The organism is Sheuella amnicola, assembly GCF_010499255.1.
Taxonomy (GTDB): Bacteria; Pseudomonadota; Gammaproteobacteria; order Burkholderiales; family Burkholderiaceae_B; genus Zwartia; species Zwartia amnicola.
In genome coordinates this window covers 220728-234423 of the sequence record NZ_JAAGRN010000001.1, presented here as the reverse complement: position 1 = coordinate 234423, position 13696 = coordinate 220728, and the positions used below count along the sequence as shown (strand labels likewise).

The following is a 13696-nucleotide window of genomic DNA, read 5'->3' as shown; positions in this document are numbered from 1 at the left end:
AAATTCAGGACTGAACGAATGACTCCCCTCAAAGGAATGAAAGTAATCGACCTGAGCAAGGTACTTGCAGGTCCATTATGCGGCCAATATCTTGGAGAGCTCGGTGCTGAGGTCATCAAAATCGAGCCTGTTGGTGTCGGAGACGATACACGAGCATGGATTCCTCAGGATCAAGGACAGTCGGCCATATTTCTAGCTATCAACCACAATAAACGCAGCATAGCTTTGGACTTGAAAACCGAAGCTGGAAAAAAAATTGTGCACGCACTTGTAAAAGATGCCGATATCGTCTTGCAGGGTTTTGGTGGCGGCACTGCGGCAAAACTAGGTGTGGATTACGAAACACTCTTCGGTTTAAATGAAAAACTGATTTATTGTGAGATATCCGGCTATGGTCGCAATGGCCCAATGGGAAATGAACCCGGTTACGACGTGATGCTCCAAGCTTTTAGCGGGATGATCAGCACAATGGGAGAGCCTGGCGGGAATTATGCCCGAGCCAGTTTTTCTCCTGTCGATATCGGTACGGCAATGAATGGCTTGAGCGGTGTGCTTGCCGCCGTTATAGAACGCAGTAGAACCGGCAAAGGTGTCTACGTCGAATTATCCTTGCTAGATACATCGCTTGGATTTATGTCCTATATGGCGCAAAACTATTGGAGAACCGGTAACAATCCAAAGCCTATGGGAACAGCACACCCATCCATGTCGCCATATCAAGCTTTTGAGGCGGCGGATGGTTCATTGATGATCGGAGCAGGAAATGATGCGCAATGGCGTCGATTTTGCTCTATTGCCGATCTGGATGAATATGTTGATCATCCTGATTTTGCGACAAATGCGCTACGTCTCAAAAATCTGGACAAGACTTCTGCACTAGTTCAGTCAAGAATCAAAACAAAAACGATTCAGGAATGGGTTGAAGCGTTACGCTCGATTGGAGTACCCTGCTCACCGATTCAAAAGCTGGGTCAAGCACTGGCTCATCCCCAAGTCGCAGCGCGCGGACTCGTCGTCCAAACTGAACATCCTGTACTCGGTAAACTTCAGAATATTGGCCTGCCTGTCAGATTCCAAAACAAGGACCGGCAAGCACACCGCCCACCTCCTTTGCTCGGTCAACATAGTGTGGAAATTTTGAAGGAAGCCGGCTTCAGTGATGAAGTAATCAACGAATTTTTAGCGCAAGGCGTTATTGCGCAATATGTCTAATCACAAACGAAAATATAAAAAATAATAGAAACCAAAATTTACATGGGATTTTTATGACCGCACTTCAATATGACGTTAGAAATCACGTTGCTGAAATTCTTTTCAACAATCCTCCGGTTAATGCTTTATCTGAGACGATGCTGGATGACTATTTGGCCGCTTTAAAATGCGCATCGGATGATTCATCCGTCCGGGCGGTGATTGTAGGATCGGCCGTACCGGGAAGATTTTGCGCCGGCTTAAATTTATCTGCGATTCATACAGGAGAGTCCGGTAAGGTTCGAGCCTTGCTGGAAAGGTTATACGTCCGAATGACGGACACACAGTTTTATATGGGTAAACCAACAATCGCTGCCATTGACGGTACTGCGCGCGGCGGTGGCATGACTATCGCCATATCTTGCGACATGATTGTTGCGTCTGAAAGTGCCACATTTGGATATCCGGAAATTGATGCCGGAGTTTTACCGTCAATTCATTTTTCGCATTTACCAAGAATCATCGGACGGCACCGTGCCTTCGAAATTCTTTTCACCGGCCGTTCATTCGGAACGAAAGAAGCCGTGGAACTCGGTTTGGTATGTAAAACATCAGCTGATGGCAGTGCTCTGGATGAAGCACGTCGAATAGCTCAGGTGATTTGTGGAAAGTCGGCTGCTGTGGTCAGAACTGGACGTGCAGCTTTCATGCAAGCAAATGACAATGGGTATCGACAAGCGGTTGCAGCAGCCGCGGATAGTTTTTGCAACGTTGCTGCGACAGATGATGCAAAGGAAGGAATCGCTGCATTTGTAGAAAAAAGAAAGCCGGTGTGGAGAGATTTTTGATTAAACAAGCCCGGTTAATCAGCAGAACCGGACTATGTTCAATCTGAAATACTAAGGGTCACTCCCACTCTATTGTAAACAAGACATTTTTATCTTTTATATTCAATGGCTTATTTTCCTGCTAATTGGTAATACCATGAAAAATACCATGCTCAGAAAAGGCTTAACAATATTTTGAAAAATTGCCTACTGAGCGCTGCCGCACAGCTCCATAGGCCGCTTTCCTGGCTTTGCTTCCAGATGTATGCTCTTCTGCTCCTGCAGCTAATGGATCACCGCAAACAGGTTACTCGCCTGGGGATTCCCTTTCGACCCGAGCATCCGTATGAGACTCATGCTCGATTATTATTATTATAGAAGCCCCCATGAATAAATCGCTCATCATTTTCGGCATCGTCAACATAACCTCGGACAGTTTCTCCGATGGAGGCCGGTATCTGGCGCCAGACGCAGCCATTGCGCAGGCGCGTAAGCTGATGGCCGAGGGGGCAGATGTGATCGACCTCGGTCCGGCATCCAGCAATCCCGACGCCGCGCCTGTTTCGTCCGACACAGAAATCGCGCGTATCGCGCCGGTGCTGGACGCGCTCAAGGCAGATGGCATTCCCGTCTCGCTCGACAGTTATCAACCCGCGACGCAAGCCTATGCCTTGTCGCGTGGTGTGGCCTATCTCAATGATATTCGCGGTTTTCCAGACGCTGCGTTCTATCCGCAATTGGCGAAATCATCTGCCAAACTCGTCGTTATGCATTCGGTGCAAGACGGGCAGGCAGATCGGCGCGAGGCACCCGCTGGCGACATCATGGATCACATTGCGGCGTTCTTTGACGCGCGCATCGCGGCGCTGACGGGTGCCGGTATCAAACGCAACCGCCTTGTCCTTGATCCCGGCATGGGGTTTTTTCTGGGGGCTGCTCCCGAAACCTCGCTCTCGGTGCTGGCGCGGTTCGATGAATTGCGGCTGCGCTTCGATTTGCCGGTGCTTCTGTCTGTTTCGCGCAAATCCTTTCTGCGCGCGCTCACAGGCCGTGGTCCGGGGGATGTCGGGGCCGCGACACTCGCTGCAGAGCTTGCCGCCGCCGCAGGTGGAGCTGACTTCATCCGCACACACGAGCCGCGCCCCTTGCGCGACGGGCTGGCGGTATTGGCGGCGCTGAAAGAAACCGCAAGAATTCGTTAACTGCACATTCGGGATATTTCTCTATATTCGCGGTTCAGCAGGCATGTCCCCTTTGAGGGCGACCCGACGACAGGATAATCGACCTTATGGTGCGCAAATATTTCGGCACAGACGGTATTCGTGGCAAAGCCAACGAAGGCGCGATGACGGCGGAAACCGCCTTGCGCGTCGGCATGGCGGCTGGCCGTGTCTTTCGTCGCGGTGACCACCGCCATCGTGTCGTGATCGGCAAGGATACGCGCCTGTCGGGCTATATGCTTGAACCCGCGCTCACAGCCGGTTTCACCTCGATGGGCATGGACGTATTCCTTTTTGGCCCGCTGCCGACAACGTATAGGAAGAATAAACGCCCTTTTCACCCAAGTCCAACAGCTTTGGACCGCAGTTGACTCTTTCGACACCCCTGCGATGCAACCCAATCCGGCTGACGGGGAGCCAGCAACGCTGAAAATTTACCCTCCTCTTTCCCACTAGCGGCTCCTTTTCCGACAACCAGCACGGCGGATCCCTGCCGCGGCGCTGTGAACGCAGCATTTTGATTGGTATCGTTGGCCTTCAGGCTCGTCAGTCAAACAGACCCAGGAGCAGCTCAGCCGGTGGCGCCCGGCTTTCGGGTAACGCCCTGGTCCCGCTGGTTTCGGCTTTGTGCTTCAGGTGATCAAGGATCTGCTTGATCACTATAGGGTCTTCAATGCAGGCGATGACTTTCATGGCGCCGCCGCAGCCGCTGCAGGTCTCGATGTCGATATTGAAAACACGCTTGAGCCGTTGCGCCCATGTCATCGACGCTCGCCGTTGTGCTGGTGTTGCCGGTTCATCAGCCACCCTGACCTTGTTGCCCCTGCCCCGTTTTGCCGGCGTGACCAACGCCCGGTGCCGACTGTTGGGTGCGAACACCCCGTGGAAGCGGGTTAGGTTGACTCTGGGCTTCGGTACCAGGGCGGCCAGCCTTGCAATGAAATCCAATGGTTCGAAAATGACGTGCGTGGTGCCGTCCCGGTACGGCGTCTTGAGCTGGTAGCGCACGTTGCCGCCTCGTGTTAACGACAGCCGCTTCTCGGATACCGCCGGGCGGCTGATGTACCGGCACAGCCGTTCGAGCTTCTTGCGTTCATCGGCCCTGGCCGCCACGCCGGCGTGCAGGCTGGACCCGGCTACCTTGCCAATCCCGTCACCGAACGGATCACCACTGGTCGGCAGAGTTTGCAAAGTGAACACCTTTCGCCCCGCCTGTGAACCGACAGCGATACGGTAAGTGATCGAGTGCCCCAGCAGGGGTGTCATCGGGTCGTCATCCACCGCATCCGAGGCCAGATAGCTGTTTTCGACATCCCGTTCCAGCAGGCCTTGCCGTTCCAGATAGCGACCCACCCGGTGGGCGATGGTGTGCGTCAGCTGGGTGAGCTCTGGGCTGGTCGGCGCCTTGACCCAGCGGAAACGCGCTGAGCCGTGGGATTGCTCGACATACACACCGTCGAGAAACAGCATGTGGAAGTGAACATTCAGATTGAGCGCCGATCCAAAACGCTGGATCAGGGTGACCGCGCCCGTCTTGGCCACTTGGTGGGTATGGCCCGCTTTCTTGACCAGGTGCGTGGCAATGACGCGGTAAACGATGCCCAGCACCCACCCCATGATCTCGGGCCGGCTGGCAAACAGGAAACGCAGCTGAAACGGGAAGCTCAACACCCACTGACGCATGGGTTGTTCAGGCAGTACTTCATCAACCAGCAAGGCGGCACTTTCGGCCATCCGCCGCGCCCCACAGCTCGGGCAGAAACCGCGACGCTTACAGCTGAAAGCGACCAGGTGCTCGGCGTGGCAAGACTCGCAGCGAACCCGTAGAAAGCCATGCTCCAGCCGCCCGCATTGGAGAAATTCTTCAAATTCCCGTTGCACATAGCCCGGCAATTCCTTTCCCTGCTCTGCCATAAGCGCAGCGAATGCCGGGTAATACTCGTCAACGATCTGATAGAGAAGGGTTTGCTCGGGTCGGTGGCTCTGGTAACGACCAGTATCCCGATCCCGGCTGGCCGTCCTGGCCGCCACATGAGGCATGTTCCGCGTCCTTGCAATACTGTGTTTACATACAGTCTATCGCTTAGCGGAAAGTTCTTTTACCCTCAGCCGAAATGCCTGCCGTTGCTAGACATTGCCAGCCAGTGCCCGTCACTCCCACTCGATTGTAAACAAGCACACAAAACCCTTTAGTGACAACAATTTGCAAGAACTATCAGGCTCAGTGCCATGAAAAATACCATGACCAGATCATGAGGTTGAACACGGCTTGCGCCGGCAGCGTTCACGCTCCTGGTCGGCGATCTCGCCCGGCTGCAATGCTAGCTCAGCATCGGTCATGCGCTCCAGCACGTCGCGTAGGCGGATGGTGCAAGGAATGGGCGGCAGCTCGAACTCATAGCCGCCGGCGATCATTTCGGCCGCAATCTCCTCGGTGATGAAAAACGGCTCGTCGTCTTGGTTCGGCTTCTTCATGCCCTTTCCTCCTGGCGCTCATCCTGGCCGACAGCGGCCAGGGCATCGGCTTCCGTCAATGCGTCCTCCACGAACGCGCCGTGCTGCTTCGCTTCGGCCTGGCTGACCTCGGCCCATATCCGTTTCACCTGGGCCGCACTGTACCCGGCCAGCTCGGCGGTCTTGTTGATGCTGTAGCCGGACTTGCGCAGCGCGACAACTTGGGCGCGGCGCTTCGGATCAGCACGGCGGCCCTTGTACCGCCCGGCCTGGCGGGCCAACTCAATGCCTTGGCGCTGGCGTTCGCGCCTGTCCTCGTAGTCGTCGCGGGCCATCTGCAAGGCCAGGCGAAAAAGCATGATCTGCACGGCTTCCAGCACGATCTTGGCGACGCCCTGGGCCTCGGCCGCCAGGTCGGATAGATCGACCACGCCAGGGACGGCCAGGCGTGCGCCTTTGGCCTGTATCGAGGCCACCAGGCGCTCGGCCTCGGGCAAAGGTAGGCGGCTGATGCGGTCGATCTTCTCGGCAATGACCACCTCGCCGGGCTGTAGGTCGCCGATCATGCGCAGCAGCTCAGGCCGGTCGGCGCGTGCGCCGGATGCCTTCTCACGGTAGATGCCGGCGACGTAGTAGCCGGCGGCCTTCGCGGCCGTAGTGATCGCCTCTTGGCGTTCCAAGTCCTGCGCGTCGGTGCTGACGCGCAGATAGACCCGCGCCACCATCGGCGCGGCTACTGGCTTCGTCCTGCGCATACTTGCGGGCTCCTTTGGGCATACTCAAATGCACCCATCTTAAACTGGCAGGCCAATTTATCACATATCGATCTAAATGCGCCTAGCTCATTTTTACAGCTTAAATGAGCTATTGAGCACACTCCATATTTCGACTATTATTGAAACATGGAAACGATAAATGCTGTAGCCGCCCTGGCGGCCATCGCTCAAGAATCGCGCCTCGCGGTGTTCCGGCTTCTCGTCCAGGCCGGCCCCGCCGGCATGGCCGCCGGAAAAATCAGCGAAGCGGCCGGCATCCCGCCGTCTTCGCTATCCTTCCACCTGAAAGAGCTGGCACACGCCGGCATGGTCACGTCGCGGCAAGAAGGCCGATTTGTGATCTACGAGGCGAACTTTTCGACGGCCACTAACCTGGTGGCCTTTCTCACGGAAAACTGCTGCGGCGGCCAGGTGTGCAACCTGTCTTGCACCACGGAAGCCGGGAAGGTGTTGGCATGAGACTTCGCCATCTTTCCGACCCCGATTCTTTGCCCGCTTTGGACAAATCCTTTGCCATCGAGCGCCCGGCGCTCGGGCTGGCACCCGACGCCCCGCCGGTGCGTATCCTGCTGCTGTATGGCTCGCTGCGCGCCCGCTCGTTCTCACGGCTGGCCGTCGAGGAAGCGGCCCGGCTGCTGCAATTCTTTGGCGCAGAAACACGCATCTTCGACCCGTCCGATTTGCCGTTGCCCGATCAAGTGCAAAGCGACGATCACCCGGCCGTCAAGGAGCTGCGCGCCCTGTCCGAGTGGTCAGAGGGACAAGTCTGGTGCAGCCCGGAACGCCACGGTCAGATTACCAGTGTCATGAAGGCGCAGATTGACCATCTGCCGCTTGAAATGGCCGGCATCCGGCCGACCCAAGGCCGCACCCTGGCCGTGATGCAGGTATCCGGCGGCTCGCAGAGCTTCAACGCCGTGAACACCTTGCGTCTGCTCGGCCGCTGGATGCGAATGTTCACCATTCCGAACCAGTCGAGTATCGCCAAAGCGTTCCAAGAGTTCGACGCGGCGGGCCGCATGAAGCCCTCGCCGTACTACGACCGAATAGCCGATGTGATGGAAGAACTGGTGCGCTTCACGGCGCTGGTACGGCCGCACCGTGAAGCACTGACAGACCGCTATTCCGAACGGAAAGCGGCCGGCCACGTCATCGACGAGGCCACCGATCTTTCATCCATCGCCATTGCTCCCCAGCCACTACCAGAAAGCGAAACATCATGACCGAAAGAATCTATAACGTCCTCATCCTCTGCACCGGCAATTCGGCGCGCAGCATCATGGCCGAAGCTCTCATCAACACGATGGGGCAAGGGCGCTTCCGCGCCTACAGCGCCGGCAGTCACCCAACCGGCAAGGTCAATCCCTTCGCCGTCGAAAAGGTGGAGTCGGTGAATTACCCGACCGAGAATCTGCGCAGCAAGAGCTGGGACGAGTACGCCACGCCCGACGCACCGAAGATGGACTTCATCATCACCGTCTGCGACAACGCCGCCGGCGAAATGTGTCCGGTGTGGCCTGGTCAGCCGATCTCGGCGCATTGGGGATTTGAAGACCCGGCCGCCGTCGAAGGCACTGACGCCGAGAAGCGCCGGGCCTTCGAACAAACCTTCCGGCACATGATGAACCGCGTCCGCCTGTTCGTGAATCTGCCTCTCAAAATGCTTGACCAGACGGCCATCAAGCGCGAGCTGGCGAACATCGGCAAGACCGAGCAGGAAGCATGAGCGCCGGCGCACAGGCCATCGCCGCGAAGCCGCGCCAGGCCCCGATGAGCGGCTTCGAGCGTTACCTGACGCTGTGGGTGGCCCTGTGCATCGTCGCCGGTGTTGCGCTCGGCCAGGGCCTTCCTGACGTGTTCCAGGCCATAGGCCGCATGGAAGTGGCCCAGGTCAATTTGCCGGTGGGCCTGCTGATTTGGGTAATGATCGTCCCGATGCTGGTCAAGATCGACTTCGGGGCGCTGCACCAGGTCAAAGAGCATTGGCGCGGCATCGGCGTCACGCTGTTCGTGAATTGGGCCGTCAAGCCATTCTCGATGGCCCTGCTGGGGTGGCTGTTCATCCGACAAGTGTTCGCTCCGTTCCTGCCGGCCGATCAACTGGACAGCTACATCGCGGGCTTGATCTTGCTGGCCGCCGCGCCCTGCACGGCAATGGTGTTCGTGTGGAGCCGCCTTACCAACGGCGACCCGCTTTTCACGCTCTCGCAAGTGGCTCTGAACGACGCCATCATGATCGTGGCCTTCGCGCCCATCGTCGGCCTGCTGCTGGGCATGTCCTCGATCTCGGTGCCTTGGGACACGCTGCTGATTTCGGTCGTGCTCTACATCATCGTGCCGGTGATCCTGGCGCAGCTCTTGCGGCGGCATCTGCTCAAGCAAGGACAGGCCGCCTTTGAACGGGCCATGCAGAAGATCGGGCCGTGGTCGATGGCCGCGCTGCTGCTGACGTTGGTTCTACTGTTCGCCTTCCAGGGCGAGGCCATCATCCGGCAGCCGTTAGTGATCGCCATGCTAGCCGTGCCGATCTTGATTCAAGTGTTCTTCAATTCCGGGTTAGCCTACTGGCTGAACAAGCGGGCGGGGGAAAAGCACTCTGTCGCCTGTCCTTCGGCCCTGATCGGTGCCAGCAACTTCTTCGAGCTGGCCGTGGCGGCCGCCATCAGCTTGTTCGGTCTGCACTCCGGCGCTGCATTGGCAACCGTGGTCGGCGTCCTGGTCGAAGTGCCGGTGATGCTGCTGGTCGTGCGCGTGGTGAATCGCTCGAAGAGCTGGTACGAACGAGGTTGAACATGAGTAGGAAAAAACTGAGGAAATGATTGCAGATTGCCGCGCCGGCCGCTTCCTGGCGCATTCGATCACTGACCTGGAACACCTAGTATCCATGCTTGCTGAGGTCGCCCGATGACAGACCCAAAGAACCTAGAGAACAGGCTGCATGAGAAGGCCGACCCGGCCCGCGCCGTTTCCACTGGTCGGGTGCGCTACACACTGGCCGAACTACTGGCCGACGCGGAAGCATCCGGGGCTTACCCGCTGCCGCCGGAGGAACGCGAATGGATGGATGCGCCGTCTGTGGGTCGGGAATGGCCAAACAGTGAAGATTGAAAAAGGCGGCCAGTTCGAGTGGCCGCCCTTTCGTCATTAGCTGCACGCTTGGCGCAAGGCGTTCATTGCTTCTTGAAAATCAGCCTGTGTCGCCCGGCCCGTTTCAGCTTGGTAGTACACCACCATAAAAGCATTAGCGACGGCTTCGGCCAATGGCCCAAGGCTCCGCGCTTCCGCTTGGTTGATGTACTCCAAAGAAGAAAGAATAGCCGCTGCTTGATGCACTGCTTGCCCTGGTTCGATAATATGTTGTGTTGTCATAATTCACCTCTCCAGTAGGTGTTGATTGAAAGTGCCGGGCTGGTTGTGGCCAGCCCGGTGCGCCTACAGGTACAGCCCCGCCGCCTCCGCGAATGCTGACCGCTCATTCCTGCCGCCATTAACCTCAATACTTATCGGCTTAGTTTCGCTCTCTCTCATAGGGTCTGGCCGTGATACAAAAGCGGCTGTTTCTGTCTCTGCATCGACCTCGGTCGATTGATCACCCAGCGGCGAAATAAATACCTGGCTGACTTCTTCCCTTGGCGCTTCATCCAGGGCCGCCAATGCGGCCATGTATGTTGATGTCGTCATCGTGCTAACTCCTGACTTCGTTACTATCTGGGCCAGAATCGGCGCCCAAGCTATTGCCCTCGAACTGGCCAGATTGGCTTGCTTCTTTCGGCTCCATGCTTTCGCGTATCGAAGCAGCCAGTTTTCCGCCTGTGGTTTCGCTCACTCGCTCCTGGAATCCCTGCTTCACTTGAGAGCCGACACCCTTGGCTAACTCGGAGGCCGTGCCTGTGGCCAGCTTCGCGGCCTTGGCAAAGCCGCCACCGCTTGAGCTACTGCCGCTGTCACCAAAGCCAGCCGCTTGGGCGAATGGGCTACTGCCAGCAGTACCCGCTTCACCACCACCGTTTCCGCCACTGCTGACAACTGACCCCATGCTGGACATGTCACCGCCGGTTTCCATACTCGCTGATGCTTTCTGAAAAGCCGCTTGGAGTGCACTTGCACCTCCGGCTGCACCGGCTGCGGCACCCATAACCGCTTTACCTGCCAGGGCAGCGCCGCCAGTTGCCATACTGGCCGCCGTCACCGCCGCCCCAACTGCCGCACCCGCACCGAAGTTTCCAATTCCACCGGCTGCGCCAATACCACCACCAGACACAAGACCAGAAATCATCGGCGGAACTTTGTTGACCAAGAAAAGCAAGATGACCGATATAACCAACATCACGGCCAGTTCCTGGGATGCCATGTTCTCGCTGATTTGCGTGTAGTAGTGATTGATGAACTCTTTGCCAATCGCAACCAGAAGCACCATTGCCATAAGCTGTGCGGCCAGGCCCAGCACGGTCTTGTAGTAATTGATCGCCATGTCGGAAGTCCAACGACTTCCACCAAAGCCAAGGAAGAACACACCGGCATACAACAGAATCCAGGCTGATGCGAGCAACAGCAACAGGTTGACCGCAATCAACGCCAGGACAAACAAAACAGCCAGGGCCATTAGCTCCATGACCAGAGCAGTTGCCATCTGCCGCCATCCCAGCTCCGAGGTGGCCTGTACTGTGCGGTTGTATAACTCGAAACCAAGATCAAGGATGCTGGAGGGCCCAAGATTGCTATTGGAAAGTCCCCCCGCCTGCGCGCCCAGAGTTTGCAATGACTGAACAATCGTACCGGCGATATTCATGCCCTGGTTCGCATTCGTCAGCAACCACCAGAAAAAGCCGGTGAAGATCGTGAAGCGAACGAACTCCGCGAAGAACTCGCCAATGTCGGCCTTGCGCAAAGCCATCATGCCGAATGTCCAGACCATCGAAATCACAACCAGCGTCCAGAACAAACGCGATGCAGCGGACTCAATAGCTGGCCCCCATGTTGCGGCAGCATCATGAAAACGCTTGAGCACATCATTCATAACACCGCTGCTACTTAGCTCCTGCGCCATTGCAGGTTCAGCCAGCACCATTGTGGCGACCATCATCAAGCCACCTAGAGCAATTTTCTTTCTCATGGCGACCACCTCAATAATCATCTTTAGGGCTGGGCTTGAACTCCCACTGACGCATCTGCTTGGCCTTCTGGAATGCTCTGCATTCCTCGGTAAAGGCCTCTCGGTTCGCTTCGCTGCGCATTTCATTCAGTGCTGCCTGGAACGCATCGGGGGCACACGTCGCCGCATTTGGTTCGGGCATCCTTTCCTGTTCACATCCAGCCAACAACAGCAACGTAGCCGCGGTAGTAAAAAAGATTTTTTTCATCTCACCGCCTCCCTAGTAGTTGTCTGCCGGACTCGGGCGAAACGTCCAGGTACGCATTTGCTCGGCCCTGGCATCACCTCGCGCCTCGGCATCGAGTTCTGCTGCAATCCGGGCTGCCTCCGCGTTGTGTTGGGCGGTCAACATGGTGCGAATCTGCAAGAGCTGATTGGCCTGCTGGCTGGCGAGCTGGTTGGCGTAGCCGATGGCCTGTAGCTGGCCAGTTGCACCCTGGGCCGCGCCTTGCAGCCGCTCCAGGGTACGGGCGTCATCCTTCAAAGCCTTTTGCTGGTCGGCAACGGTCTGGAACAGGGCATCGTTGGCCTTCTTTTGCGACTCTGACGCCAGGCGGCGGTTCTCTTCCATCGCTGCCTTTTCGGCCGGCGTGCATCCGCCGCTGCCGTTGAAGCATGGCGAGCTGCGGTAATAGGCCACGTCCTGAAACTTGGCCAGGTAACGATCCAGGCTGCCTAGCTGGTTCTCGTAATAGGCCAGCGTGTTTTGCGCGGCAATCAGCCGGTTGATCGTAGTCTGCGCCTGATCCCAGATATACGCGGCTGGGGCCATCGTGTTCTGGAGCTGATTTTCGTACTGCTGCAACTGGGTCTGGTACTGCTCAATCTGCTTGAGCGTCTGCGCCACCGACTCGATGGCCGTCATGATGTTCTGGGCCAGGTTGCCGCCGTCGATGACGGGGATACCAGCTTGCACAGGGGCGGTGGTAGTGGTGATAAAGCCGGTTGCGAGTGCAACGGCTAGAGCGGTTTTTTTAGCCGCTAAAATTTTGGACTTCATGGTCGTACTCCGTCGATGAAAAGAAGGCATTGCCTTGACCAAGCGTTGTGCTTGTTCTCGGCAACGTTTCATCGAAGAGCTACGCCACTAGCTGATCGGTATTGCCCTTGGCGCTGAGGCCCGGACTTACAAACGTAAAACTACTCTGTTTTTTTATCGCTTTCGGACAAGCCAACTTCCCGGCCAATCTCTTCAAGCTCTAGCGGCTGTACTGCCGCCGTCAGTATTTCGCGTATTTCCGCGTCGGTGCTCCTATCGTTGAGCGCTGCTCGAACTTTCAACGCACGGTGCACCTCGGCGGGTAAATTCCTGATAAGCACATTTGCCATATCAATACCCTTTTGGTGTACCCGACAACCATGCTATCAAAGATATTAAAAATAGCAAGACCTATACTCTTGCAACCGGCGGTAGCCGATCAGCCCCGCAGGGCAGGATTCCCGTTGAGTGCCCCCGGCGCGAATAAGGGACAGTGAAGATAGATAACCGGCTTGCCGGTTAGCTAACTTCACCCATCCTGCCCGCATTTCACCCACTATTGAAAATCTAGCGCATATCGAACGTAAAGCGTTTTATCGTCAAACAAACACCGATTCTTGGCAACATAACCGTAATCGTCACCAAATCGGCCTGCAATCGACATAGTCGCTTCAAAATCGCTGCTCAATCGGCTTTAAATCGGAACCTAAAATGCCAACAATCGACACAAACCATTCGCCCCGATGGGGCGAGTTGGACGCCAAAAAAGAAGGGCATAACCCGCCCCTCAAGTGTCAATGAACACAAGAAATTTGCCTCCCCTCCCGTCATACCACTAAGGCGACGTATTGATACTTGAGGGGCAACCTTTCCTGATGTTGACACCTTCACGCAGGTTACTGGTTATGGGCGTCCAACACACACGGCTCATTCCTGCTTGGTAATAATAAGAATAATAATCTTCTTATTATTCTTACCGAACGAATGGGCACTGCTTAGCCATTTCACGTTTCGAGCCAAGGTTTCAGTACAGATAACTACAAGTGCACACAGCGGCCCTCCAGCACCGTTAGACGCAGATTCTGCTTCAGCTCATG

General features: G+C 56.4%; 17 protein-coding genes and 1 pseudogene. 9 read left to right on the top strand and 9 right to left on the bottom strand.

Annotation, left to right across the window (positions count from 1 at the left end; all coding sequences use genetic code 11):
* Positions 1 to 18 precede the first annotated feature (18 nt).
* The 4 genes and pseudogenes from G3I67_RS01130 to glmM all read left to right on the top strand — a co-directional run.
* A complete protein-coding gene (locus G3I67_RS01130; protein WP_163651124.1) occupies positions 19 to 1212 on the top strand; it encodes a CaiB/BaiF CoA transferase family protein in 1194 nt (397 codons plus the stop codon).
* Between the two features lie 53 nt (positions 1213 to 1265).
* On the top strand, positions 1266 to 2039 hold the full coding sequence (locus tag G3I67_RS01125; protein WP_163651123.1) for an enoyl-CoA hydratase/isomerase family protein: 774 nt from the start codon (positions 1266 to 1268) through the stop codon (positions 2037 to 2039).
* Positions 2040 to 2404: 365 nt separating this feature from the next.
* On the top strand, positions 2405 to 3220 hold the full coding sequence (gene sul2 / locus G3I67_RS01115) for a sulfonamide-resistant dihydropteroate synthase Sul2 (protein WP_001043260.1): 816 nt from the start codon (positions 2405 to 2407) through the stop codon (positions 3218 to 3220).
* 86 nt (positions 3221 to 3306) lie between these two features.
* A pseudogene (gene glmM, locus G3I67_RS01110) lies at positions 3307 to 3549 on the top strand (phosphoglucosamine mutase); the annotation flags it as partial.
* A 235-nt stretch (positions 3550 to 3784) separates the two neighbouring features.
* Here glmM and G3I67_RS01100 read toward each other — a convergent pair.
* The 3 genes from G3I67_RS01100 to G3I67_RS01090 form a co-directional block, all read right to left on the bottom strand.
* Positions 3785 to 5278, bottom strand: coding sequence for an IS91-like element ISCR2 family transposase (locus G3I67_RS01100; protein WP_001120888.1), 1494 nt, complete (start codon positions 5276 to 5278; stop codon positions 3785 to 3787).
* Between the two features lie 210 nt (positions 5279 to 5488).
* Positions 5489 to 5713 carry a hypothetical protein gene (locus tag G3I67_RS01095; RefSeq protein WP_000743213.1) on the bottom strand — a complete coding sequence of 75 codons (225 nt, stop codon included), beginning with the start codon at positions 5711 to 5713 and terminating at the stop codon, positions 5489 to 5491.
* The gene (locus G3I67_RS01090) at positions 5710 to 6447 is read right to left on the bottom strand and encodes a recombinase family protein (protein ID WP_001366550.1); all 738 of its coding nucleotides are present in this window, start codon (positions 6445 to 6447) and stop codon (positions 5710 to 5712) included. Before G3I67_RS01090 ends, G3I67_RS01095 begins: the two co-directional genes overlap by 4 nt.
* Before the next feature lie 147 nt (positions 6448 to 6594).
* Here G3I67_RS01090 and G3I67_RS01085 point away from each other — a divergent pair, with 147 nt between their 5' ends.
* The 5 genes from G3I67_RS01085 to G3I67_RS01065 all read left to right on the top strand — a co-directional run bounded on the left by G3I67_RS01085 (position 6595) and on the right by G3I67_RS01065 (position 9576).
* A complete protein-coding gene (locus tag G3I67_RS01085; protein ID WP_000447876.1) occupies positions 6595 to 6927 on the top strand; it encodes an ArsR/SmtB family transcription factor in 333 nt (110 codons plus the stop codon).
* Positions 6924 to 7691: an arsenical resistance protein ArsH gene (gene arsH, locus G3I67_RS01080; protein ID WP_001239389.1), complete on the top strand. Its 768-nt coding sequence runs from the start codon at positions 6924 to 6926 to the stop codon at positions 7689 to 7691. The genes G3I67_RS01085 and arsH overlap by 4 nt, the downstream gene beginning before the upstream one ends.
* Complete coding sequence (locus tag G3I67_RS01075) at positions 7688 to 8194, top strand: arsenate reductase ArsC (RefSeq protein WP_000140066.1); 507 nt, start codon at positions 7688 to 7690, stop codon at positions 8192 to 8194. Before arsH ends, G3I67_RS01075 begins: the two co-directional genes overlap by 4 nt.
* Positions 8191 to 9258, top strand: coding sequence for an ACR3 family arsenite efflux transporter (arsB, locus tag G3I67_RS01070; protein WP_001272375.1), 1068 nt, complete (start codon positions 8191 to 8193; stop codon positions 9256 to 9258). The genes G3I67_RS01075 and arsB overlap by 4 nt, the downstream gene beginning before the upstream one ends.
* 114 nt (positions 9259 to 9372) lie before the next feature.
* Positions 9373 to 9576, top strand: coding sequence for a hypothetical protein (locus G3I67_RS01065; protein ID WP_000131871.1), 204 nt, complete (start codon positions 9373 to 9375; stop codon positions 9574 to 9576).
* Positions 9577 to 9612: 36 nt separating this feature from the next.
* On the opposite strand, the gene G3I67_RS01060 is transcribed toward G3I67_RS01065, so the two are convergent.
* From G3I67_RS01060 to G3I67_RS01035, 6 genes are all read right to left on the bottom strand, one after another.
* Positions 9613 to 9837: a type I toxin-antitoxin system ptaRNA1 family toxin gene (locus G3I67_RS01060; protein WP_000211355.1), complete on the bottom strand. Its 225-nt coding sequence runs from the start codon at positions 9835 to 9837 to the stop codon at positions 9613 to 9615.
* A 63-nt stretch (positions 9838 to 9900) separates the two neighbouring features.
* A complete protein-coding gene (locus tag G3I67_RS01055) occupies positions 9901 to 10149 on the bottom strand; it encodes a hypothetical protein (RefSeq protein WP_000213809.1) in 249 nt (82 codons plus the stop codon).
* A gap of 4 nt (positions 10150 to 10153) precedes the next feature.
* Positions 10154 to 11581 carry a P-type conjugative transfer protein TrbL gene (gene trbL / locus G3I67_RS01050; RefSeq protein WP_001405816.1) on the bottom strand — a complete coding sequence of 476 codons (1428 nt, stop codon included), beginning with the start codon at positions 11579 to 11581 and terminating at the stop codon, positions 10154 to 10156.
* Between the two features lie 10 nt (positions 11582 to 11591).
* Positions 11592 to 11828, bottom strand: coding sequence for an entry exclusion lipoprotein TrbK (trbK, locus tag G3I67_RS01045; protein WP_000718002.1), 237 nt, complete (start codon positions 11826 to 11828; stop codon positions 11592 to 11594).
* 12 nt (positions 11829 to 11840) lie between these two features.
* Positions 11841 to 12620, bottom strand: coding sequence for a P-type conjugative transfer protein TrbJ (gene trbJ / locus G3I67_RS01040; protein ID WP_000836966.1), 780 nt, complete (start codon positions 12618 to 12620; stop codon positions 11841 to 11843).
* A 140-nt stretch (positions 12621 to 12760) separates the two neighbouring features.
* Positions 12761 to 12949, bottom strand: a complete 189-nt coding sequence (locus G3I67_RS01035) for a FitA-like ribbon-helix-helix domain-containing protein (protein WP_000024442.1) — start codon at positions 12947 to 12949, stop codon at positions 12761 to 12763.
* Positions 12950 to 13696: the final 747 nt, after the last annotated feature.